Raw genomic sequence first — 25094 nt, forward strand, 5'->3', positions numbered from 1 at the left:
TCAGATTGACTTGCAGACACTGAGCTTGATTCAGATTGTGACGCACTCACTGACGAGCTTTCGGATTGACTTGCAGACACTGAGCTAGACTCAGACTGCGAAGCACTTACTGACGAGCTTTCTGATTGGCTGGCGCTTACTGAGCTGGACTCAGATTGTGATGCGCTTACTGACGAGCTTTCAGATTGACTCGCAGATACTGAGCTAGACTCTGATTGCGAAGCACTTACTGAGGAGCTTTCAGATTGACTCGCTGACACTGAGCTTGATTCAGATTGTGACGCACTTACTGACGAGCTTGCAGATTGACTTGCAGACACTGAACTAGACTCAGACTGTGATGCGCTTACTGACGAGCTTTCGGATTGACTCGCAGATACTGAGCTTGATTCAGATTGTGACGCACTTACTGACGAGCTTTCAGATTGGCTGGCGCTTACTGAGCTGGACTCAGATTGTGACGCGCTCACTGACTGTGATTCTTCTACTGCTGAAGCTGAAGCACTTTGTGACGCGCTCACTGACTGTGATTCTTCTACTGCTGAAGTTGAAGCACTTTGTGACGCACTTACTGACTGTGACTCTTCAACTGCTGAGGTTGAAGCACTCTGAGATTCAGATTGAACAACAGATTCACTGTTTGAAATACTATTGTTATCTTTCGTCACATTTACTGTAACCTTAGTATCATCTTTTGTTCCATCTGGATAATTAACCACAACAGGAATCGTTACCGTACCGTCTTCAGGACGTCCCTTACCCGGAGTAAAGGTCACTTGACCAGTATTAGGATCGATCATTGCTGTATCTCCAGTGTTCGGATCAGTCCAGTTCGTACTCCCATCCCCAAAAGTAAAGCTTGTACCAGCTGGTGGTGTCACATTATCTTGATGGGTCTTCGGACCAGTTGGATTGTTTGGATCATTTGGAATTTCACCACTGAAGCTTGGAGTTACAGTCGTTGATGTTGGGTTTTCGCCTGATTCTACTTGTCCAGTTGGGTAAGTTGGTTGATAAGTTTCATTGTTTGGATTATCAACAATCACTTTTACCGTTGCTGGATCTGTCGTCCCATCTGGATAAGTTACAGTTACAGGAACTTCATGAACACCTGGCGTGTTGCCGTCTGGTAAAGCACTTGGATCATCAATCGTTACGGTTGGCGTTTTACCTGGATAAGATGGGTTTTCTTGGTAATCAGGTACAGTTACCGCATTCTTGATTTCATCTTCACTTGGCGCTTGACCATAGTCTTTCTCAACTGGTGTTACAGTTGGATCATAGAGTTCATTCTCAGGCTTGCGGGTAATGTCAACATAGACATTGACGGTATCTGTTGTGTTATCCGCATAAGTAATGGTGACTGGAATTTGAACCTTTTGGCCAGCCTTGCCTTCAGTAAAGCTTGCAGGGATAGTGATTGAGCCGTCAGCGTTGACGGTGACACCTGCTTCGCTTGTTGTGAATTGGCTAACTTCTGGCTGAGCCACTTGACCGTTCTTGATGAAGGTTGGTGCAGCGACGGTGTCAGCTTTACCCTCTTCAACAGAAACATTGTCATAACCTGGCTCGAATTCTTCAGCCATGGTAACTTTTTGCCATTGGGCATAGACGGTGGTTGAGTTTTGGAAGGCGGTTTCCCGAGTAATGTATTCTCCTGAACCATCCTGAGCGGTATTCCAGCCTAAGAAACGGTAACCTTCCAAGGTCGGATCCTTGGCCATATTGCCTTCAAGACCGTTGTTGGTGTAGCCCACTTCATTGGAGAAGTCTTCGTTACGAGGAACATCAGAGTTCTCGATGGCTGTCGTGTTGCCTGCTGCATCATTAGTTTCTACTGGCGCTGCGTAGGTCATCACGCGACGAGCAGAGCTTCCGTTAGGATTGTTGAGATCATAGGTAACCTGAATGAGAACCCGAGCGATAACCGCATCTGAACCTACAGATGTTTGGATGGCTTCCTCATCTTCAGAAAGCGCTCTTTCTTCAACGTCTTTAGCTGTTTGATAGTTAAAGGATCTTGCCACAATTGGTGAATCCTTGACTACCCGGTCTGTATCCGGAATGGCATATTCAAACTTATACAAGCCCTTGCCTGCTTCTGGATAGGTCTTGTCGCCTTCCACCGTATAGGTCGCACCAGGTTCTGCCGTGTTGCCTGACATGGCACGGACATAACGGGTCTGGCCAGAGTTAGCATCAATATAGGAAATTTCCACTAATTGGTTAGGCACATAGGTATAGCCGGTAATCACCTTGTCAAAGTCATACATGTCCTTAACGACTGGCATGTATTGGGTTCTGTCGAGTAAGGCTGAAGAGTTCACTTCTGTCCCGATGATTAAACGTGGGGCATAGGATGTTTCAGCCTGACCTTGACCAAATTCGGCAACCTTGACACCATTGATGTAGACTTCCCCGCTGTTATTAACTAGTTTACCGTTGGCCCCGGTATAAAGGCTAATATCGGATCCAGCGGCTAACTTGAAGTCATGAGGCAAGATATAGGTATAAACCGTATTATTGGCATTGACATCAAAGTCGTAGCGGGCATCCGACCCTCTGGCACCACGGGAAGCTGGGTAAACCCCTAAGTGACCGATGATTGGCGCTTCGCCAGCTTTCATGGCTAATTTAGAAGCAGAAGCTGCCCAATAGAGGATCTCACTATTGATCAAGTCTGACCGTTTGACACCCTGGTTAGTTGGTCTAGCAAAGCGGATTTCAATCTTATCCCCTTGTCTAGCTACAACATCCTGATTTGTTCTCATCTTCACCCGGTCAATCCCATGGTCATTTTCAATGATCATACCCGTATGGACTGAGATCGCAGTCATTTCAGGTTGTTGGTTATTGATGGTTGGGTAAAGTTTCTTTAGGTTGTCTGAGTCAACATTCAAAGTCGTTAGGGTAAATTGTTGGCCTGATAGCTCAGTCGAAACATTATCGATAAAGCCTTGGGTTCCCTTGTTGGTGTAAACAATCTGGCCGATTTCATCGTTGGTGTCGAACTCTTCAGGTGCATAGATGACATAGGCCATGTCTCCTACCACATTGACCTGGCGTCGAGTGAATCCTGTGCGGACATCATTTGGATTAACGGCGCCCTTCATTCCTGAAGTGATAGAAGGCTCAACATAACCGATATAACCATTGTCATCTTCTTTTAACACATCCAATAATTCCTTATCGAAAGCTAAGCGATAGGCAATGGATTGTCCGTTGAGATTCTCATTTCGGTTATTAGTATCCTTCTTGTGGAATTGACTCGCCACATAGAGCTTGTTTTCAGACGGATTGTAAGAAACCGTATTTTGGCTGGACACAAAATCTGGGGCCTGGTCGACAGAAGACTTAATCTGCAGGTAAGGATTAAGCCCTGTCTTTAGGTTAGTGGAAGTCGTCTTAGGAATAGTCACGGACTGGGTATAGGACCCATAGCCGGTTAAATTCATGTTGGAATCATCTGTACCACCCATAAACTTAGTGTAAACATTCCCGTTACGATCGAGAAGCCGAGCCTGGATCGTCGTGTCAATGTTATCCAATTCTTCTCGGGTCACATTGTCCCGCAAATAGAGGCGGATAGGTGAGCGCTTGGTCTCCGTTCCGGTCTCGATATCATTCATCATTAAGATCTTATCGTTAGCGTAAGTTCCGTTTGTAAAGCGATATACCTTTCCATTTCGGTCTTCATAGTAAGACTTGGTCCAGTCGATCCGTTTTTGCAGGTCGTCAGAAATTCTTAGATTAAGTCGATTCCAAGCGTAAGCTGAACGCGGGGTGTGGGTATACATCATATCAATCACTTGGTCCCCATCAGCTGTCTCATGGAAGCCTTTATATTTCAGCTGTTGGACACTCAGGGGTTCGGATGGGTTATTGATGAGTCTTAATTGTTGTCCAGGTTCCAATTCCCAACGCATGGAATTTTGACCCTTAATGGAATCTTCATTCCAGTTAGGCTCCAGATAATACTTCTTACCCGTATCCATATCTTCAAAGTATTTCCGGCCATCTTGGTCGGTCTTTGTTGTCAAGATCGTATCCGCTGTGGTTGAATCGTTGAGGTCAGAGATAATCTTATCGATCTCTGCAGCGGACTTAGCCTCATCAATCCTAGCTTGAACAGCTGCCACATGAGCGGGGTCAGCGCTAGTTGTTTGCGAATTAGTCGCCTGGGTTCGTGCGTCTAGGATGGTCTTGGCGCTCGCTTTAGCAGACTCTTTGATGCGATTAAGTTCCGCTTCCTTCTGCGCTTTTTCTTCAGCGGTTTCCTCTTGAGGCTCTACATTAGCCGCAGGATATTTTGTTTGAGCTTCTTTGACTACCGCACCAATTTCTTCAATGGTGTTGGCAGCGTCGATTCGAGACTTGTAGAAAGCTAAATCACTAGCTGCTCCATCATTATGAGCTAGAGCTTTTTCTAGGTCTTCCTTGACCTGTGCCTTATTGCCTGCGAGATTGCTTACAGCTGCATAGTAACCTGCTTGGCTGCGGTCATCTTCTTGGGCAGTCGAACGTTCTAAACCTGCTTGGAGATTCTCATCTTCACGTGCCGCTTCGTCCTGGGTCTTACCATTGGCTTGAACACTTGCTGCACCAGCCAGAGCAGTTACTTCCGCACCATTCTGGGCAATGACTGGATTGACTGCTGTATCCAGGTCAAAACGAGCCTGGTCCACATTAAAGACCTGGCTGCTTGTTCCCGCTTCAAGACGTGTTTGAGCCTGAGCTTGTGGTGCTTGATCAGCGGCGGACTGGTCTTCTAGAACGGTTTCACGGCTTGCTTCATCGGCAGATTGACTGTCTCCAGCTGCCTTATCACTTGTTTCAGTTTCAGAACTTGCCTCTGATTCAGACTTACTCGCTTTGTATCCTTCAGAAGTCGAAGTTTCCGCACTTTCAGACAAACTAGCCGCGTCAGAGCTTGATCCACTGGCTGAAGCGGATTCAGATTCTGAGGCACTGATAGAAGCCGACTCGCTCACAGAAATTGACAGTGATTCACTAATTGAGAGCGATTCGCTGATGGAAGCAGATTCGCTTAAAGATGCTTCATCTTCTTGACCAGTTGCTGTTTCACTCACTATATCTTGGTCTGGTGCTTCAGATCCAGCCGATAGTTCTGCTGTTTCTGCTTCAGCTAGGGTTTCCTTCTCATAGGTCTTCTCTGTGGGGAGTTCATCCGCAGAGACCTGGGCGGACGTTAATCCAGCCCCACCAACTAGGGCTCCCAAGGTGGTTAGCCCCTTGAACAAGTGGCCCTGGCCGCCGAGGTCAAGGTCTTGTGAAATTTCAACATTTTCGACAACTTCTTGGCTGCCAAAGAAACGCAAAAGGCCAAACTTCGACAGGCAAGTACTAACCCAGTTCTTCCCTGACTTATGAAGTTTGACACGGGTCTTGCGTTCCGTCTCCAAAAAGTCGCCATGTCTAAACTTTCTCTTCATAGACTCTCCTTCTTTTCTTATAAAAACTCACGAATAGACATAATAAATGCTTAAGTACTTTAGACTTAAAAATGACCGCCAATGTGATCATCACGGGCAGTTATAACCATTTAAGCAAAAAATAATTATAGTTTCAAATTATTATATTTTTCTTCTATGAAACACTAAAAAAAATTCCTTTTTGTACTAAAAACAGGTAATTTTGTATTCCATTTTGTTTTTATTATTATAATTTTTATCATCATTTGCTAATAAATAAATCAAAATGTTCTTCCCTTAACGAATAAAAAGACCACCTCCTGCTTAAATAAGCAGGAAATGATCTTCCTTACCAAGTGGCTTAATTGCCTCGTGCCAGGCTTTCCTTGTGGTCGGCTTGGATTTGGGCTAGGGTGTCTGGTTCTAGAATCAAGTCGAGGGCAGTGCAAGCTAGGAGGATGGCTGCGATGCGAATCGAATCCAGCCCTTCTTCAGAAGCTGCCGCATCCACCAAGGCCTGAGAATGTCCAGGAATGTTTTCCTTGGAGATAGCGAGGAAGGGCTGGATAGTTGGTACGGCATAGCTGACATTGCCCACATCAGACGAACCGTGAGCCTGGCTGTCAGCTTCCCCGATGTCGTCTGTTGTCAGTCCAGCCCAGGCGATCTGCCTGAAGAAGAGGCGGTCGAAACTCTCAGTAATGATCATATCGTCCACCTTGTTCTGGAAGAGGCCGAACTTGAGCTCAGCTCCTGTCCCATGGGCAGCGCCTTCCGCAATCCGCTTGACCTTCTCGCGGACCTCGTCTAGAGTCTTCCGGTTCTTAGCCCGGATATAAAAGCGGCCCCTGCTGTAATCCGGTACCACATTGGCCGCCTGACCCCCGTCCAGGATAACGCCGTGGATGCTGACGTCCTTGGGTAGGTGGAAGCGGAGGGCGTCGATCCCGACAAAGGTCTGGATCAAGGGGCTAAGGGCAGAAATGCCGTCTTCGGGTGCGGCCGTGGCGTGGGAGGACTTGCCGAAGAACTCAATGTCTACGGGGTCATTGGCTAGGAGATGGCTGGTGGGAATATGCTTGCTCGATCCCGGATGGGCGCAGAGGGCGGCATCGACATCATCGAAGAAACCCTCACGGACAAAACTTTCCTTGGCCGAGCCATTCTCGCCCCCTTCTTCTCCCGGCGTCCCATAGACCCGGATCTCACCACCAACTTGGTCAATCACAGACTTCAGGGCAGCAGCGGCCAAGCTTGAATAATTGCCGAAGAGGTTGTGGCCACAACCATGGCCCAGCCCCTCTAAGGCATCAAATTCTGCCAGAAAAGCCAGAACTGGCCCTTCCTTAGCGGCTTGGTAGCGGGCATCGAAGCCGGTCGGATGGCCGGCAACATCCCGCTTTACGTTAAAGCCCTCAGCCTCCAATTGCTTGGTCAAGACATCCTGGGCAAAGTACTCATGGTTAGAGGTCTCTGGTTGGCTATGGATACGGAGAGCGTTCTCCTGGTAGGTCGTCAAGTGTTGGTCGACGAAGTCTACAATCTGTTCTTTCAACTGGTCTGCTGTCATCAGGCAGGCTCCTTTCTTATTTTTTACCGAATTCTTCCCAGGCTGCTAGATTAGCGCCTTTACTCTTCTCATCAATGACTTTCTTGGTCTCATCTGTTTGATAGCTGTCTACTACTTTTGCATAGACCGGATTGTCCTTGTCTTCTTTACGAGCAGCAACGATATTGACATAGGGTTTTGACCGTTCGTCGACTGGCTCGGTAAAGAGGGCATCCGTCTTAGGATCCAAACCCGCATCGACAGCATAGCCTGAGTTCACGAGGGCAATGTCCACATCACCGAGGGCTCGAGGGGTTTGTGAGGCATCCATTTCTTCAATCTGCAAGTTCTTATCGTTTTTCGTGATGTCATTCAAGGTCGGGGTGATTCCAGCGGCGTCGTCCACTTCAATTAGACCAGCTGATTCTAAGAGGATGAGAGCCCGACCTCCATTGGTCACGTCATTCGGGATAGCTACCTTGGCCCCATCTGCCAAGTCCTCGATCTTATCAATCTTATTGGAATAAATAGCGAGTGGAGCAACCACTGTATTCCCAATCGCAACTAAGTCTGTCCCAAATTGTTCGTTAAACTTATCCAGGAAGACCTGGTGCTGGAAGGCATTGAGGTCAACAGCTCCCTGGGCTAGAGCCTGGTTAGGCTGGTTATAGTCTGAGAATTTGACGTATTCTAGCTTAATTCCTTCATCTGCCAAGCGGTCACGGACACTGTCCCAGTCTCTGGTATCATCCCCCACGAGGCCGAGTTTTACTGTTTCCGTCTCTTGCTTAGCTTCCTGGCCATTCCCACAGGCGGTGAGACCTAGGAGAGCAGTCAGTCCAATGATTACTGTTTTAGTCCATTTATTCATTTTATTCACTTCTTTCTATTTGCTTATTTCTTTCCAAATTCTTTCCAGGCGGCAATGTTGACTCCTTTGCCGATTTCATCGATAACTTTGGCTGTTTCATCGGTCTGATAGGCGTCAACCACCTTGGCGTAAATGGCATTATCTGCATCTTCTTTACGGGCGGCGACAACATTGACATAGGGTTCTGACTTCTCATTAATCGGTTCGGTGAAGATCCCGTCAATCTTAGGGTTAAGCCCTGCTTCTACGGCATAGTTGGAATTGATCAGAGCAATATCCACATCCCCTAAAGAGCGTGGGGTCTGTGAGGCATCCATCTCTTCGATCTGAAGATTCTTGTCATTCTTAGTGATGTCACTGAGGGTTGGCGTAATCCCAGCTGCATCGTCGACTTCGATCAGACCCGCTGATTCGAGGAGAATGAGCGAGCGCCCGCCCATGGTCACATCGTTAGGGATTGACACCTTGGCCCCATCCGGTAGATCCTCAATCTTGTCATACTTGTTGGAATAGATAGCTAATGGGGTCACTACTGTATTCCCAATCCCTACTAAATCCGCCCCATACTGTTCATTGAAGTTATTCAAGTAGACCTTGGTCTGGAAGGCGTTGAGGTCCACCTCTCCTTGGGCTAGGGCCTGGTTGGGCTGGTTGTAATCTGAGAACTTGACATATTCTAAGTTAATCCCTTGGTCAGCTAGGGTCTCCTTGGCAATATCCCATTCCCTGGTGTCGTCTCCGACCAAGCCTAATTTAACGGTCTCTATCTTTTTCTGAGCGCCTTGGCTCCCGTTAGCGCAGGCGGTCAGACCTAGGAGGGCAGTCGCCCCAATGACCAGTGCTTTCGTCCATCTCTTCATATGAACCGCTCCTTATCTTTCCAATAAAAAAGTCCCCTGCCCGGTTTATCACCAGACAAAGGACGACGTATCGTGTTACCACCTTTAATTCAGAGCCTCAGCTCCCTTAACCCAACCACTATTATTAAGTGAATGGTGCTCCAATTAGCGACTGAGCTAAGCCGGGAAGAACTCTGATTGCCCTTCCTCTCTCCAAGGCCATCTTCAATCTTCCTTCACTTAGCCCCTTCCACCACCAGGGCCTCTCTAAAAAGTTCGAAAGATTTACTCTCCTTATCAACGAGAACTCTTTATTAATGATAGATTTAGTCTAACATAGGCTAGCTGTTGGAAACAAGCTAGGCCACGATATCAAAAATTCATCATTTATGATCGCTTATACCGATATCAAATGATGACTAAAAGGCTTAGCCGATCGCATAGCTTCAGCTAAACTTACCAGGCTGCCTGGCTGGCTCCCCTGCTGGTCTCTTGGATCAGAGCTTTCATATCAGCTACTTGGAAGGCTTCCACCAGCTTCCGGTAACGGGGATCGCTAGCCTCGTCCTCTCTCACCGCAATCACTTGGCTATAGGCTGCCGCCTCTTCTTCTGTCAAGTCTTCGCGGACCAAGGCCTCTTTAAGGGGGTCCATCTTGGCATCCAAGGCAAAGTTGGTATTAATGACTACCGCATCGGCATCGGTCAATTTAGGTGGTGTCTTCGAAGCTTCCACTTGTTCAATCTTGAATTCCTTAGGGTTATCCTGGATATCTTTTAAAGTGGGATAAGTTTCTAGGGTCTCCTTGAGGGTAATTAAACCGGCAGCCTCCAACAAGTTCAGAGCCCGTCCGGCATTGGTCGGGTCCTTGGGAATAACAATCCGCGCCTTGTCCCTGAGACCATACAAGTTGTCGACCTCATGGGAATAGAGGCCAAGGGGGCTGAGCATCGTATGGGCAATAGGGGCCAGTTGGGACTTGCGGTCCCCATTAAAGTCGTCCAGATAGGCTAGCGTTTGACTGGCATTAGCATCGATACGGCCAGCTAATAGATCCTTGTTGGCTTGGTCATAGGTCATTATCTTAACCAGGTCTAGCTCAATCCCTTCCGCCTTGAGACGCTTTTGGACGGGCTCCCACAGGCGGGTATCATCCCCCATGATCCCTAGGCGAATCCTTGTCTGGTCATCCTCGGCAGAGCTGGACGGTAGCTTCCCACTTTCCAGGTGCAGACTAGTACAGCCGGTCAAAGTGATCAAAGCAAGCAAAAACAGCATCAAGAGTGCTTTATACCCCTTCATTGTCTTCCTCCTCATAAGTTCCCCTGCCCCTTCTTTAGGCTAGGCAGCGCATTTTGCTAGGAATATCTTAGCACGACCAGGCCCTAGGAACAAGAGCGGAGAAAAAGCTTTAGATAAACAAAAAGAAGCCCACACCGGGACTTCTCTTGCGTGTAAGTATTAGTTATCCTCTGCGTCATCTGTCATCGTCTGACCGAGTTCGGTCACTTCATCATAGAGTTCCTTGTTATCGACCCGTGATTCATCGTAGAGGGCCCGCATGTCAGCCGCTTCTTCCCGGCCAAATTCATAATCCTCATCTTGGCGGTTCACTTCCATCTTAATCAACTCATCACGCACCTGGATTTCCCGGTGGATGTGGCGGTAACGAATCGCCCACTGGATAATTAGAAGGGCAATCACGAAGAAACCGCAATAGCCGATGAAGGGATAGAGATAGGCCACTAAGGTATCAAAACCGGCGAAGGAAAGCACGAAGCCGATCCCAACCAAGATGATCATATTCCGAGTAAAGTTTTCTGGTTTTGACCGGGAAACCCGTTTGGCCAAGGCGTAGTACATCCCGATAGCCGTATTGTAGATCATCCCGAAGATGATAATGGCCATAGCCACTCCCAATCTTGGGTCTAAATTATCGAAGAGGGTCAATAGCGGCATAGAAGAGCCGAGAACCCCGTCGATATTCAAACTGATTGAGAAGAAGGAAGCAAAAAGTAAGCCGCCGACGAGGACCCCACCAAAGAGGCCACCGAGTCCTGCTTGCTTAGGACTATATTCCTCGCCCCCAATGACCACCGCCATAGAAATGGCTAGCATCAGAGCCAAGCTGGTATAGTTCAAAGTAGAGATCAACCAGTTCGGCAGGGTCGTCGCTTGGGCAGCTGCCGTCGCCATGGCTTCCTCATAGGGAATCGGCATTGTATTGAGGGTATGAATAAAGATCCCGAGCAAGAAGACAATCACAAAGGGCGTCACCATCCCGATCAAGCCCGTTACTTTATCCACATCCATAAAACCAGTCACAATGACCAAGGCTGAGACTAGGAGCGCCCCGGCCCAAATTGGCCAGTTGAATTGCTGGTTGAGGTTGGTCCCTGCCCCAGCAATCATAATAAAACCAGTACAAAAGAGTGTCATATTGATTAAGAAATCAATCACTTTGGAAATAAATGGTGATGAGATGTGGTTAAATACCTCACTGTGCTCCTGGACCTTGTAGTAGCTCCCGAATTGCAAGAGGACGATCCCTCCAACAATAAAGAGAATAGAGGAGATAACCAATCCCCAAATCCCCATTTTACCAAAACTTACAAAATACTGGAACATTTCTTGCCCAGAGGCAAAACCTGCTCCGATGATCACGCCGAGATAGGCGAGACCAATTTTTACCATACTTTTAAATGTATTCATATTCCTTCCTTTCCTTACACTGTTTACTATTATAAGGAAAATTAATGCAGATGCATATTTTATGTTTTTTATAGATAGCCAAATGCGATTTAAGCTTATAAAGTAAGAATAAAGCCTATTGTTAAGCTTATCTTAAGCTTTGTACCAATGAAAAAGGAGTACAATTATTGTACTCCTCGATTAATCAAATTTTATTACCTTACATTGGTGAGCATCTATTTCGTTAACCTAACAAAACTGGTCCTAGTCTTCAAGCAAGACCCATCGTCCAGTCAGCATATCCATCTGGTAGACCTGGCCTGTTGCTTCGTCAACTTGGTAGAGACCTTCCAAATGAGATACCCGACCATCGGGGCTATCGACCCGGTAGTCGTACTGGGTCCGGCCGGTCTCAGGATCTTGGCTTGGGCCCATCAGATAGCTCTTTTGGGTTGCTGGAGCCTTTTCTTCCATCGGTTCAGCTTCCCTTTGTCTTGCTGGAGCCGGCTTAGTGGGCTGTAAGTTTTGTTCAGGAGCTCTTGCTGGTTGGATAGCTGCAATCTCCTGGTTTTGACGGGCTTGAACTGGTGCGATATCTTGGACACTGGTTCGAATATCGACAATGTGGGGAGCTGCGGTCAATTGATTGATGACTGGAATTTCTTTAATAAAGGCTTGACTGGCTTCATTCGGATTCATTTCTACGAGCGATTGACTAGCCGTTGCATTTGGCGCATTGAGGGCCACCAGTAAAGCGGCGAGTCCAACACTGGCAATAACACTCTTTTTCATGGGGATCCCTCCTCTGTCCTTCTTACCCTCATTGTAACACACTTGTAACATTTTGTTAATTATTATGTAAAAGAAAAACTGTGTTATGATTAAATAAAGGAAAGGAGCGATTCCATGTGCGGACGCTATGAATACCAGCTCAAGGACCCCCTCTTGGCCCACTTCTACAGGAAGTTGAGCCAGGAAAGCGCGGCTGCGACAGGCACAGTCTATCCCGGCCAAGAGGTGGTCTGCCTGGGTCTGGACCCCCAAGCCAAGGTCCGGGTAGCCAGTATGCGCTGGGGCTTTGATGGTTTCAAGAAAAAACAGCTTCTTATCAATGCCCGGTCGGAAAGCATCAACGATAAGCTAGCCTTTGCCCAGGCCTTCCGCTACCGCCGCTGCATCTTCCCCATGTCCGCCTTCTATGAGTGGTCGGCCGACAAGACCCGCTTCCTCTTCTCAGCCAGCGAGGTCCTCTTCGTGGGTGGCTGCTACCAGGTTCTTCCGCAAGCAGATGGCCTAAGCCAGGCCCAGGCAGTCCTCATGACCCGGGCTGCTGACCAGGTTGTCGGCCGCGTCCACCAGCGCATGCCCTATTTCATCCACCAAGAAGACCTCCGCGCCTGGCTCAATGACTGGGACTACGCCTCCAACTACCAGGGCCAAGCCCCCGAACTCGCCATGCAAAAGGACAGCCCCGACCGTCTCAGCCACTTGGTCACCCTGGACTTAGAATAAGAGAGAATCACTTTTATCACATTGTATTATGAGCATCCGTTTCACTTTTGCTCAAAAGTAGCTGTTATGGAGATTATTCTTTCATGTCCAATCAACTCCTTTGAAAAAATGACTAATCACAAAAAGCAACTGGACTGATAACGCCAGTTGCTTTTCTTATGGTTAATTCTTAATATGGTCTACCAATCAATCCAGTGGTAGAGGTAGAGGCGGTAGCCGATCCACTTCAGGACTTCCATCCGGGCCATGCGGCGGCCATTGGGGGTTGCCCGGTAGCCGTGGCCATCCCGGTGGGCACTGACAAAAGTCAGGTCAAAGCCATACTGGCGGTTGGCCCGGCGGAAGGTCAGCATAGTCCGACGCATATGGTAGTCGCTAGTCACCACATTGGCACTGGTCCAGCCTCGGTCGGCCATGATAGCGAGGCTGTTCACCGCATTGGTCCAGGTGGAAGTCGCCTGGTCTTCGGCCACTAGACTCTCCGGCGGCGCCCCCTTCTTCACATAAGTGGGAAAGATATCAAAATCTTCACGCGCATGGCGGGGCGACACCAAGAGATAGCCCGTCTGGCTGTAGCCCGCCCTTAAGAGATCCACAGCCTGGTCACTCCGTTCAGGTGCCGGCCCCTCAGCCACCAGAATAATATCAGCCAGCTGGGGTGTTTGGCCGGTGTCCAAATGATAATAGAGATAGACTAGGCGGGCAATCATTAATAAGATAGCAAGAAATCCGATTCCCAGATACAACACGACAAGCCCTCCTTTCAGCGCTTGCCCTATTCTAGCAAGTTTCCGAATACTTTGCTTATTTTAGCTCTCCAAGAGCCTTTTAATCCCTGCCTGAGCTTAAATAATTCACCAAAAACGCCTCAATCCGTTCATAATAGCCTGGCTGGAACTTAGCTTCGGCATGGCCTCCATTTGGCAGGAGGAAGAGTTCTTTAGGTCCCTGCTTCTTACTGGCATAGAGTTGGTGGGCCATTTCCACTGGCACGAAGTCATCTTTTTCGGTATGGATAAAGAGAATGGGCAATTCACTCTTAGCCACATAGTCCTTGGGTTCAGCCCAGCGGATATCGTAGCCCGCCTGGAGCCGGCCCATGAATTCCGCCATATAGAGGACAGGAAAGGCTGGGAGATTAAAGCGCCATTTCAATTCTGAGGCAAAGATATCCCAAGTTGAGCTATAGGCACAGTCCGAGACAATGGCCTTAACTTGCTTGGGAAGCTCCAAACCCGAGGCCATCAAGACACTTGCCCCACCCATAGAAGTGCCATGGTAGACAATCTCCGCGTCTGGATTTTCCTGGATCAGCCACTTGGTCCAAGCCAAGAGGTCGTCCTTCTCAAAGTAGCCCATCCCAATATACTTGCCTTGGCTGGGCGCATGGGCACGTTGACTGTAGGTCAAAACATTATAGCCGGCCTCATCGAAGTGCCTGGCCAACAGATTAGACTCGTCTTCACTGGACTGGTAGCCATGGACAATAATTACCCAGCGCTGACTGGCTTTGTCCTGCTTAATCTGGTGGCCGTAGAGCTTCAAGCCGTCAGTTGACTGGATGGTCACCGGTTGGCGTCGCTCACCTACTTGGTCTAACCAAATCGCCCGCTCTTCTTCTTCCTTATCCCGGGCCCGATCAATCGCCAATTGGCCCGCTGACCGATCAACCACTTCTTCACGCTTCTCTGCCCCTTGCTGGGGAACCAGGGCATAATTAACGAAATAAGAGCCCACCCCATAAGTAGCCAAGCCCAAGAGAAGCAAAATTATGACTAGACCGTACAGGCAGCCTTTTCTTCTTTTTTCTTTCAACTGATCGCTCCTTATATTGTTTAATAATTTATATTTTAAACAATTAAGGCTCGCTCTTCAAACTTTTTATTAATAGCAATTTGCTTGAGGGCATCGCGGAGCTCTTCAAGTGCGGCATCCGTCGTGGCCCAGCTGGTGACAAAGCGGAGGACCACTTGGCCATCAAGGTCTGGATTCCAGACGCTAAAGCCGACATAATCAGCCAAGCGCTCGGCTTCTGCTGGCGACAGGCAGACAAATTGTTGGTTGGTATAGGAATCTGTATAGAAGCTATAGCCCGCCTCCGCAAATATTTCTTTGACAGTCAGGCCCTGCTTGACCGCATGCCGGCTCAGGTCAAAGTAGAGGCCATCCTTAAATAATTCCTCAAATTGGATGCCGAGCAGGCGACCCTTGGCGACCAAGCCCCCATGTTTTTTCACCAGGGCGGGGAAATAGGCCGGTGCTTTCCTCTGGCTAAAGACTACAGCTTCCCCACAGAGGGCACCGATCTTGTTGGCCCCAATATAGAAAACATCGCACAAGTGAGCCAATTCAGCCAGAGTCAGGTCGGCTTCGGGACTCATCAGGCCGTAGCCGAGCCGGGCCCCGTCAATGTAGAGGGGTAGGTCGTGGGCCTGGCAGACCTGGTAGATGGCCTGCAAGTCTGCTTTAGAGTAGAGGGTGCCGAGTTCACTTGGATAAGTGATGTAGACCATGCCCGGAGCCACCATGTGGGCGCGGTTGGGATTAGCTTCAAAGGCTTGCAGATAGGCCTGGAGCTGGTCAGCTGACAGTTTACCCTGGTCATTCGCTAAGCTTAGGATCTTATGGCCACAGGATTCAACAGCCCCGGTCTCCTGGGTGTTGATATGGGCGGTATCTGCCGCCACCACCCCGCGGTAGTCCGTCAGCAGGCTATCAATTACCAGCTTATTGGTCTGGGTCCCTCCTACCGTAAAATAAACTTCTGCTTCAGGGCAAGCACAAGCACGCCGGATGGCTTGGACCGCCTGATGCGTATAAGGGTCCTGCCCATAGCCTGGCACTTGGTCACGGTTATTTTCCATCAGACGACTGAGCAAGCGTTCATGTGCCCCCTCTAAATAATCACAGGCAAAAGAAAACATATTGAGCCACCTCTCATTTTAAGTTTTAATTCCTTTTCTTAAAATTATATGTATAAATAATAGGATGTCTAATCAGTTTTTTACTCTTCTATCATAAAAAAAACTTTATTCACAAGAGCTTAGAACAGAATTTTCACGCAATTCATGTTAGAGTAAAGATAGGTTATTTTTATACTTTAAATCAAAAAAGGAGGTTTTTTATGCCATTTTTACGTTTTCTTCTAGCCATTGCCTTGGTCTATGGAGCAGGCCGCTTAATCCAAAAAATCAAACTGCCTGCCATCCTAGGCTGGCTCCTATGCGGCATGGTTGTGGGGCCTAACCTGCTCAATCTTTTTCACGAGAGCATCACTGGCCACCCCGCCTTCCAACTCTTGGCGACCCTGGCCCAAGTCATTGTCGGTATCATGATTGGGTCCAACTTAATCGTAAGTAAAATAAAAAAAGTTGGGACTTCCATCTTTAAACTCGCTATCTGGCAGATACTAGGTATTTTCCTGATGGTCAGCCTAGCTTTTGGCTTGATTTTCTCTTGGATAGGGGTGCCTTTCCTGATTGCCATTATTTTCGGGGTCATCGCCATGGCCACAGCCCCGGCCCCCGTGCTATCGGTCATTAACGAATACAAGACAGATGGGCCACTCTCACGGACAACTGTTTCCATGACCGTCATGAATACCCTCTTAGTAAACATAATCTTCTATTTCTTCATTTCGGTCGTCCAATCACAAGTGACTGAGGCTTCAACTTCGGCTGTACTCAACCTGTCCTTGATGATGGTCCTTCCGATACTGGTCGGTGTCGGCCTAGGTTATCTAGCCGGTCGTTTCTTATCCGGAGCGGAAGAATCAGGTATCGGTCGCTTCCTCACGACTATTGTATTGACGACTGCTATCATGCTAGCAATTGACCATTGGCTCTACCCTAGCCCCATGGCCAATTACATCATCCTGGGAGCCGCCTTCTCAGCCGCCCTAGTCAACGGTATTTCAGATGACCAACGCGAAGCCCTAAGTGATGACTTTAGCCCCATCCAATCAGCTGGACTCTTGCTTATCATCTTGAACCTCGCTGCCCCACTCGATCCTGGCTTGCTCGTCCAAGCTGGTGTCTGGAGTTTGGCCTATATTAGCTTCCGCCTACTTGGAAGCTTTATTGGGTCTTATCTGGGAGGTAAGCGCATCGAAGCAGACCCCAGCGTCCAAAAATACCTGGCCTTAACCATGATGCCCCATTCTGGTATTTCCCTCGTCTTCTCCTCCATGGCAGCCCAGGCAATTGGTCAGGCAGCCAGTGACCTCGGCGCCAGTATCCAGATCATCATCCCTGCTGCTGCTCTAATCAATGAGATTATCGCTGTACTCATGGCTAAGAAGGCCTATGAATGGGCCGACGAAACGGACCAAGCCGAAGACGATGATGACTATGTGAACGAGGACACCTCTTATTGCACACAGAGTCGGGATACTCGCTACTACGATTATTAACATTTAAATTTAAAGGAGGACTTCTAATGACTCAAAAGAAACCAAATATTATTTTAATTTTTGCCGACGACTTAGGAATGGGTGACGTATCTGCCTTCAACCCTGAGTCCAAGATTCATACCGAACACATTGATGCCCTCGCTCAGGACGGCATGCGCTTCACTGATTCCCATGCCACCAGCGCCCTCTGTACGCCCTCAAGATATGGGCTCTTAACCGGCCGCTACAACTGGCGGTCTCAGCTCAAGAGTATTGTCATCCCTGGCGACGCCCAAAGTCTGATTGAGAAAGACCGGCGCACCCTCCCTCAAATGCTCAAGGACCACGGCTATCAAACAGCAGCCATCGGTAAGTGGCACTTGGGGATGGAATGGACCTTAAAGGACCACAAAGACTATGAGCGCTATGGTGTCGACGGAGACAAGTACCGCGATCAAGAGGCGGACTATCAGAAGGGCCGCCCTTACTTCGGCAATGCCACAGCGGAACCCATCTTCCGGGGAACAGACATCGATTATAGCCAACCGATTAAATTCGGGCCGCTCAACTATGGCTTCGACTACTTCTACGGGACGGCAGCCAGTCTGGACCAAGGCCCCTTTACCATCATCGAGAATGACCGGGCCCTCTACCAACCTGAATACATGGCCGGGGACCATAATATTTCTCGGGTTGAGCCTGAAACCAACCGCTCCATCGAAGCCGGCGTGATAGCCCCTGAGCACAGCCCCTACCATGTCCCGGACCAAATGCAGGCCAAGGCACTAGACGTCCTAGATGATATGATTGAAGCGGATGCCCCCTTCTTCCTCTACTATCCTAACCACCTGGTCCACGGTCCGATTATTCCTCAAGAACGTTTCCGCGGTAAGTCAGGGATCGGTGACTACGGCGATTTCGTCCTCCAACTGGATGCCTATGTCGGTGAAATAGCCGACAAGCTCAAGGAAGCTGGCATCTACGAAGACACCCTATTCATCTTTACTTCCGATAATGGGGCCTCTCCGATTGTCGATATTGACCGCTTGAAGGAAGAAGAAGGCCACGACCCAAGTAATGGGCTCCGCGGGCATAAGATGCATATCTGGGAAGGGGGCCACCGGGAACCTACGATTGTGACCTATCCGCGAATGATTGAAGCCAACACGGTTTCTAACCACATGGTCTCCCACTCCGACTTCTACAACACCATCGCCGATATCCTCGGTGAGGACAAACGCGATAATGTCGCTGAAGATAGCTACTCCAACCTCCCCCTCTGGCAGGGTGAGGACCAGGCTGTCCGCGAAGACATCATCCATTCAGCTGGTAACGGGGGCTTCTCCATTCGCCGTGACTTCTGGAAACTCATCATGGTCAAAGATGGCGGCCTAGGCGGTTATGACCGTAATGTGGACAGCTATAAGGAAACCTTCCAAGCAACGGAGCTCTATGACCTGCGTGATGACCTCTCCGAAAGCCACAATGTTATCGACGACCATCCGGATGTTGTGACTGAATTGAGCCAAGCCTTGGTCGACTACATCAAGGAAGGCCGATCAACGCCTGGTGAGCCTCAAACCAACCAAGCCGACCTACCGACCGGTGACTGGGAACAAGTCGCCTTCATGCCAGACTATGAAGACTATGTCCAAGGCCTTAACCAGGCAGCCGTAGAAAAGGGACAAATCAGCCAGGAGGAATTGGACAAGAATTCTGCCCTTAAGGATAAGGACTAGAACTATAAAGATAATCTCTAAAAAAGCAAAAGCAGTCTAGACGTTATTTATTTGGCGCCTAGGCTGCTTTTTCATCTTCTCTTATTTGAGGCTTAGCGCTTGACTAAGCGGAGTTTTGACTTGCTAATGAGGTAGGCCGTGGTGGCAAAGACTAGACCTCCTATGACATAAATCAGGGCCTTAGCCCAGTGCCATTCGATCGGCCGCCCGTCCAAGTAAGGAAAGACCACTTCCATCCAAAAGATCATGCCCAGGGTCCACAAGAGGCCAGCGCGGAACATTTGCTGGCGGAGTTGACGGACTGCTTTCTTATAATCTTTGGCATCATAGAATTCCGTATCGGTTAGCCGGTACTTGCGGGTTTTAGCTAGGATGTAGAGGGAATTTCCCATCATGATCAGAAAGAGAAAGATGGTCCCCAAGCTGACCTGACCCTGATGGATATCCCAAATCAAGCTGATTAACATCAAGATGGCAATGGCATACTGGGTCACAATTCCAGCAAAAGCTAAAACTTCATTCAGTTTCTGTTCTTGGTATTCATCACGGTGGCCGACAAAGCCAAGGTAGTGTTGGATAATACGTTTTTTCATTTAAGTTTCCTCCCCATTCCAAAACAATTGGTTTAGATCAGTTCCCAAAGCATGAGCTAAGCGCAGGCACAGGTCGAGCGACGGATTATACTTATCATTCTCAATTAAATTGATGGTCTGCCGAGCCACCTCTACCCGCCGAGCGAGTTCCGCCTGCGAAATACCTATCTTTTGGCGGTAAAAGCGCACATGGTTCATGGCCTCCCCTCCTTACTGTCATCTATATATGACACACCTTCAGTTTACACCTGATCAGCCAAGATGTCAAATATAAATGACATCGTTAAAATAAAAAAAGCGAAAGGTCTTGCCAGCACAGGTTGAGCATCACTTTCGCTAAAAAAGAACTTAAAGCATTTCAAAATTAAAGATAAAAGGCCTGGTAGCCAAGCTGACAGCCAACAGACCTAGCAGCTGAGAAAATTGCTTCCCCGTCTACCTGGCCTGGAATGGCAGGGGTCAAGTTTAATTCACAGCGCGGCCCCCTGTAGAAGGCGAGGTGCTTGGAATCACCCTGGCCCTTACGCCATAGAATCTGGTAGAGTAAGCCCGGAATCGCCCGCCAATCCAGGTCATGGACCACTACAAGGGCCAGGTCGCCCTCTAGTTCTGCCACCCGAGGATCGAGCTGAATGCCTCCGCCAAAGTAAGGATTCAACATAACCGCTACCAAGCTAACATCAGAAAAATGTTGGCTATGACCGCCTAGTCTTACATCGAGGGCAAAATTAGGAACGCGACGCAAGGACTGAAAGAGGCTCACCAGATAGCGGACCCGGTTTGCCCAGGGGACTTGCCAGATTCCTCCCTTGGCTTTGAATCCTTCACTTTCATGGATGACCTGACCATCGAAACCAAAGCCCAGGCTATTGACAAAGACGCCCCCAGCCTTGCCTAGGCTGGGATCGATACGACCAATTCTAAGCCGGCGAACCTGGCCTTTAAACATGGGGGCGAGCAAGTCTTCGATGGTCTCTTTGCCTGCCTGGTAGTAGCGGCTAAAATCATTGCCCGTCCCGGCTGAAACAAAGGCAAGAGGTAGGTCGAGCCCCCGATCGGCCAAAAGATTCACCAATTCATGTAGACTGCCATCTCCACCAACCAGGATTAAGCTATCCTCTTCTTTAAATTGGTCCAAGCAAGCGGTTAAGAGCTCTCCCATATGACCAGGATACTGGGTCAAGTAAATCTGATAGTCCGCCCCCCAGCTCTCTAAATAGCTAGTGACTTCGTTCAAGCGTTTCCTCCCTCTCCCCATCCCCGATTTCGGGTTACAGATAATATGCATGCACTCCACAAGCCATTAACTCCTTTACTTCTCTAGATTTACCTAGAGCAATCTAAACACAGTCCTTTTTAAGTTAAATGGTGAATGCGTTCATCACATTTTGCTATTGAATTATAACTACCATCACTATAAACATTATTTTATATATTAGCAGTCAATAATTTTAAAAAAGCAATTGCTACATTAGCTATTTTGAGCAGTAGTGCTTTGAAGTTGGTCCTTAGCCATGAACAAGCAAGCAAAGCGAATTACGGATCGTTGGCGCAAGCCTTACGAGCCGTTTGAGACTTGCTAGGTGAGAGACCTTGGCTCGAACCGATGCTGCTATAGCCGTTGGAGCGCTAGCGACTTACGGATATAGTACAAAACGGCTTTAGCCGTTCTTGACCCTCTAAAATTTAAGGACCAAATTCAAAAGCGGAACGGATGCTCACCAGCGGAACGGATGCTCACCAATACAATTTTATACAAAAAAATTCATCCAACCTTTTGTCCTATTTTATCAAATTTATAAGCTAAAGCAAGCACAAAAAAAGCACCTGCCATGGGCAAGTGCTGGAAAAGTTCTTGGTCGCCAATTCTTAACGTTTTGAGAATTGAGGCGCTTTACGAGCTTTCTTAAGACCTGGTTTCTTACGTTCTTTCATACGTGGGTCACGTGTGAGCAAGCCAGCGTCTTTTAATGGTTTACGGAAGTCTGGGTCAACTTGCAGTAAGGCACGGGCGATACCGTGACGAGCTGCACCTGATTGACCAGCGTAACCGCCGCCGTTAACGTTGATGTATACATCGTATTGACCTTCAGTTTGAGTAACTGCTAAAGGTTGTTTAACGATAACGAATAGTGATGCGTATGGAAGGTAGTCTTCCATTTCTTTGCCATTGAAGACGATCTTCCCATTACCAGGTACTAAGCGTACACGGGCAGATGAGTTCTTACGACGTCCAGTTGCTTGATATTGTGCTTGTGCCACTAGCTGTTCCCTCCTTAAATTAAGTCCTTGATGTCTACAGTTTCAGGTTGTTGTGCTTGGTGTGGATGTTCCGCGCCAGCATACACATGTAAGTGTGTGAATTGTTGACGACCTAATTTGTTCTTAGGAAGCATGCCTTTAACTGATAATTCAATTAAACGTTCAGGTTTTTCCTCACGTAAAGTCCCTGCAGTAGTTTCGTAGATACCACCTGGGTAACCTGAGTGGTGGTAGTATTTCTTATCAGATGCTTTTTTACCAGTTAATTTAACTTTTTCAGCATTGATGATAATGACTTGGTCACCAGTGTCTACGTTAGGGGTGAAAGTTGCTTTGTTTTTACCGCGCAGCATGGATGCTGCAACTGTTGAAAGACGACCTAATGGAATATCTGTTGCGTCTAAGATAACCCATTGGCGTTCAACTTCGTTAGCTTTTGCCATATATGTTGTACGCATTATCTACTTTTCCTCCGTTTTTCTTGACTGATTGTTGCAATTCACAATTGATTTCCGGGGCAATCGTGGGGCAAACAATACCGTTTAATATCTTACCTTATCCGTCAAGAGAAGTCAATGCTTTAGCTTAATTTTCTTTGGAAAGATTGCTATAATATAAGTAAGGAGGTGTCCCATGAAGAAGAGCTACGCCCTTGCCTTCCTTGTTGAAGGCATCCCTATTCTAACTTTAACCAGCCTGGTCCTCTCCCATCTCTTCCACAAGAAGGAAAAGGATCTATCAACCAAATAATTCGCTAAATGAAAAAGAAACTGGAAACAAAGCCCAGTTTCTTTTTTTCGTCAACTTTAAACGCTATTGCCCACACCCTCCAGTTAGGCTCGCAAAGGCAGAAAAGGAGTGACTTCGGCAAAAGAAAACAAGCAGTTAAAAGCGTTCTTATCCCTTTTACCTCCAGTCATCCTTTTCTAACCGCCTTTGCTCACACCCTATAGGTGGTCAGCATGGAATTTCAAATGGTCTCCGATAAAGGTCGAAATGGTGTAATAGGAATGGTCATAGCCTTCTTCCTTTTGATAGCGGACCGGATAGTTAGCGACTTCTGCTGCTTCTAGGAAGGCACTTTCGTCCAATTGCTCAGGGTAAAATTCGTCTGCTGTGCCTTGGCTAATGAAGATAGGAATTTCATCTTTAGCTTCCTTAACCAAGTGGACAGGATCCCACTCAGCCCAAATACTTTCGTCAGGTCCGAGATAGGCAGTGAAGGCCTTGCGACCCCAGGGGACCTGAGTCGGATTTGAAATGGGTGCAAAGGCCGAGATGCTCTGGAAGCGATGGGGATTTTTCACTCCCATCACCAAAGCGCCGTAACCGCCCATGGAATGCCCCATGATGGCTTGTTGGCTAGAGCCATGGGGGAGGCAGTCTTCAACGAGCTCAGCAAGCTCTTCCAATAGATAATCATACATCCGATAGTGGCTAGCCCAAGGTTCCTGGCTGGCATTGAGATAGAAGCCAGCGCCTTGGCCCAGGTCATAGGCCTCATCATCGGCGACTTCTGATCCGCGTGGGGAGGTATCCGGAATTAAGACCGCTAATCTCAAGTCTGCTGCATAGCGCTGGAAGCCCGACTTGGTGGAGAAGTTCTGGTCATCACAGGTCAGCCCCGACAAGAACCAGACCAGGGGCACTGGACGGTCTTGGGATTCTTTTGGCAGAAAGAGGCTAAAGACCATCTCACAGCCAAGGACCTTGGACACATGCTTGTAGCGGACCTGGTCTCCGCCAAAAATTTTCTTACTTTCAATTAATTCCATGGTTAAACCTCCTAGAAAGTCAGAATATCTCGCAGGGATTCACCGTTCTCTTGCCATTCGATGGCTTGTTCAATATCGTCAAAGGCAATGCGGTGGCTGATGAAGGGCTTGAGGTCAATGCCACCCTCAGAGTATTCTTCCACTAATTCGCTGAGTCCCGTACGTCCAGTGACGCCACCAAAGGAAGTTCCTAGCCAAGTCCGACCGGTAATCAATTGGAAGGGACGGGTTGAGATCTTGTCATTGCCGGCAGCTACGCCCATAATAACACTTTCTCCCCAGCCCTTGTGCGTGGCTTCTAGACCAGCATTCATCACGTCGGTATTGCCCACACAAACAAAGCTGAAGTCAACCCCGCCATCGGTCAATTCGATAATTTCTTCCTGGACAGGGCGGTCCAATTCGCTCGAATTAATGAAGTCCGTCGCCCCGAAGTCGCGGGCTACTTCTTCTTTGTTAGAATCGATATCGACTGCAATAATGCGTTCAGCTTGTGACCGCTTGAGTTCTTGGATGGCAGCTAGACCCAGCGTCCCGATACCAAAGACAGCCGCACTTGCCTTCTCATAAACGGCAGCATCATTGCGGACAGCCCCAATCCCGGTTGTTACCCCACAGCCCAAGAGACAGACTTCATCCATGGGCACTTCGGGATCAATCTTGGTCAAGGCAATCTCAGGCAGGACGGTATATTCACTGAAAGTGGAGGTCCCCATGAAATGATAGATGGGCTTACCCTCATAAGAGAAGCGCGGCCTTCCATCGGGCATCACGCCTTGGCCTTGGGTTTCACTAATGGCTGAGCAGAAGTTCAAGCCTTTCTGACAATAGTCACATTTCCCACATTCTGGCTTCCAGAGAGGGATCACATGGTCGCCCACTTCAACACTCTCAACGCCATCCCCAACTTTTACCACTTCACCCGCAGCCTCATGCCCCAAGATACAAGGGAAAATAGCCGATGGGTCATCACCTGATAAGCTATAAATATCCGTATGACAAACCGAAGTGTAGGCAATCTTAACCATTACCTCACCTGGATGCGGATCCTCAACATCTACTTCAACCATTCTTAAATCATTAGGCCCAAAAGCCACTGCTGCTTTACTTTTCATGCTATCCCTCTTTCTGTTATCGCTTGCTAATTTGCACCACTATTACTGATTCTATCATGACATAAAGCCGCCCAAACTACAATTAAAAGCCCTTTCATTATCCCTTCACTTGCCTCTCGCAAAAAGAACATTTATTGTTTATAAACTGCCCAGAAACAATTAGTTTATTATTAGAAAAAGACCTTATCAAAATACATCACTCCCTGATTGACTGCGCTTTCATCATTATATCGAAAGCTTATTGATCTTGTTTAAAGTTAATGACAATTTTATTAATAGAACAATAATTGTTTTTAGATTAAGTGTTATTAGTTTGTGAAATCGCT

The 25094-nt window shown here is 48.0% G+C and carries 20 protein-coding genes; 3 read left to right on the top strand and 17 right to left on the bottom strand.

Annotated elements, in window-relative coordinates; translation table 11 throughout:
* From QP339_RS07330 to QP339_RS07360, 7 genes are all read right to left on the bottom strand, one after another.
* On the bottom strand, window positions 1–5453 hold a 5453-nt coding region (locus tag QP339_RS07330), incomplete at its 3' end, for a Rib/alpha-like domain-containing protein (RefSeq protein ID WP_284910993.1).
* Between the two features lie 340 nt (window positions 5454–5793).
* A complete protein-coding gene (locus QP339_RS07335; protein ID WP_284910994.1) occupies window positions 5794–7002 on the bottom strand; it encodes a M20 family metallopeptidase in 1209 nt (402 codons plus the stop codon).
* 16 nt (window positions 7003–7018) lie between these two features.
* Window positions 7019–7852 carry a MetQ/NlpA family ABC transporter substrate-binding protein gene (locus tag QP339_RS07340; RefSeq protein WP_284910995.1) on the bottom strand — a complete coding sequence of 278 codons (834 nt, stop codon included), beginning with the start codon at window positions 7850–7852 and terminating at the stop codon, window positions 7019–7021.
* Window positions 7853–7875: 23 nt separating this feature from the next.
* Window positions 7876–8712, bottom strand: a complete 837-nt coding sequence (locus tag QP339_RS07345; RefSeq protein WP_284910996.1) for a MetQ/NlpA family ABC transporter substrate-binding protein — start codon at window positions 8710–8712, stop codon at window positions 7876–7878.
* A gap of 435 nt (window positions 8713–9147) precedes the next feature.
* Entirely contained in the window at window positions 9148–9993 is an 846-nt protein-coding gene (locus QP339_RS07350) for a MetQ/NlpA family ABC transporter substrate-binding protein (RefSeq protein WP_284910997.1), read from the bottom strand.
* A gap of 159 nt (window positions 9994–10152) precedes the next feature.
* On the bottom strand, window positions 10153–11403 hold the full coding sequence (locus QP339_RS07355) for a YkvI family membrane protein (protein ID WP_284910998.1): 1251 nt from the start codon (window positions 11401–11403) through the stop codon (window positions 10153–10155).
* Between the two features lie 243 nt (window positions 11404–11646).
* Window positions 11647–12174: a hypothetical protein gene (locus QP339_RS07360; protein ID WP_284910999.1), complete on the bottom strand. Its 528-nt coding sequence runs from the start codon at window positions 12172–12174 to the stop codon at window positions 11647–11649.
* A gap of 114 nt (window positions 12175–12288) precedes the next feature.
* Here QP339_RS07360 and QP339_RS07365 point away from each other — a divergent pair, with 114 nt between their 5' ends.
* Window positions 12289–12894 carry an SOS response-associated peptidase gene (locus tag QP339_RS07365; RefSeq protein ID WP_284911000.1) on the top strand — a complete coding sequence of 202 codons (606 nt, stop codon included), beginning with the start codon at window positions 12289–12291 and terminating at the stop codon, window positions 12892–12894.
* Between the two features lie 179 nt (window positions 12895–13073).
* On the opposite strand, the gene QP339_RS07370 is transcribed toward QP339_RS07365, so the two are convergent.
* From QP339_RS07370 to QP339_RS07380, 3 genes are all read right to left on the bottom strand, one after another.
* Window positions 13074–13643 carry a YdcF family protein gene (locus QP339_RS07370; RefSeq protein WP_284911001.1) on the bottom strand — a complete coding sequence of 190 codons (570 nt, stop codon included), beginning with the start codon at window positions 13641–13643 and terminating at the stop codon, window positions 13074–13076.
* A gap of 79 nt (window positions 13644–13722) precedes the next feature.
* On the bottom strand, window positions 13723–14709 hold the full coding sequence (locus tag QP339_RS07375) for an alpha/beta hydrolase (RefSeq protein WP_284911002.1): 987 nt from the start codon (window positions 14707–14709) through the stop codon (window positions 13723–13725).
* A 35-nt stretch (window positions 14710–14744) separates the two neighbouring features.
* Window positions 14745–15818 (bottom strand): threonine aldolase family protein, encoded by a 1074-nt coding sequence (locus QP339_RS07380; protein WP_284911003.1) that lies wholly within the window; start codon window positions 15816–15818, stop codon window positions 14745–14747.
* 200 nt (window positions 15819–16018) lie between these two features.
* Between QP339_RS07380 and QP339_RS07385 the strand changes: the two genes are divergently transcribed.
* Window positions 16019–17305 (top strand): cation:proton antiporter, encoded by a 1287-nt coding sequence (locus QP339_RS07385; protein ID WP_284911004.1) that lies wholly within the window; start codon window positions 16019–16021, stop codon window positions 17303–17305.
* 26 nt (window positions 17306–17331) lie between these two features.
* Window positions 17332–19023 carry a sulfatase family protein gene (locus QP339_RS07390; protein ID WP_284911005.1) on the top strand — a complete coding sequence of 564 codons (1692 nt, stop codon included), beginning with the start codon at window positions 17332–17334 and terminating at the stop codon, window positions 19021–19023.
* A 92-nt stretch (window positions 19024–19115) separates the two neighbouring features.
* On the opposite strand, the gene QP339_RS07395 is transcribed toward QP339_RS07390, so the two are convergent.
* The 7 genes from QP339_RS07395 to QP339_RS07425 form a co-directional block, all read right to left on the bottom strand.
* Complete coding sequence (locus QP339_RS07395) at window positions 19116–19616, bottom strand: DUF3278 domain-containing protein (protein WP_284911006.1); 501 nt, start codon at window positions 19614–19616, stop codon at window positions 19116–19118.
* Window positions 19617–19814, bottom strand: a complete 198-nt coding sequence (locus tag QP339_RS07400) for a helix-turn-helix transcriptional regulator (RefSeq protein WP_070616388.1) — start codon at window positions 19812–19814, stop codon at window positions 19617–19619. It lies immediately after the preceding gene.
* Window positions 19815–19980: 166 nt separating this feature from the next.
* On the bottom strand, window positions 19981–20904 hold the full coding sequence (locus QP339_RS07405; protein ID WP_284911050.1) for a diacylglycerol/lipid kinase family protein: 924 nt from the start codon (window positions 20902–20904) through the stop codon (window positions 19981–19983).
* 581 nt (window positions 20905–21485) lie between these two features.
* Window positions 21486–21878: a 30S ribosomal protein S9 gene (gene rpsI / locus QP339_RS07410; protein WP_070618589.1), complete on the bottom strand. Its 393-nt coding sequence runs from the start codon at window positions 21876–21878 to the stop codon at window positions 21486–21488.
* Between the two features lie 14 nt (window positions 21879–21892).
* Window positions 21893–22336, bottom strand: coding sequence for a 50S ribosomal protein L13 (gene rplM, locus QP339_RS07415; RefSeq protein ID WP_070618587.1), 444 nt, complete (start codon window positions 22334–22336; stop codon window positions 21893–21895).
* 489 nt (window positions 22337–22825) lie between these two features.
* Window positions 22826–23653, bottom strand: a complete 828-nt coding sequence (fghA, locus tag QP339_RS07420) for an S-formylglutathione hydrolase (protein WP_284911007.1) — start codon at window positions 23651–23653, stop codon at window positions 22826–22828.
* An 11-nt stretch (window positions 23654–23664) separates the two neighbouring features.
* Window positions 23665–24768, bottom strand: a complete 1104-nt coding sequence (locus tag QP339_RS07425; protein ID WP_070618581.1) for an alcohol dehydrogenase catalytic domain-containing protein — start codon at window positions 24766–24768, stop codon at window positions 23665–23667.
* Window positions 24769–25094: the final 326 nt, after the last annotated feature.

Source organism: Aerococcus sp. UMB7834, assembly GCF_030215145.1.
Lineage (GTDB): Bacteria > Bacillota > Bacilli > Lactobacillales > Aerococcaceae > Aerococcus.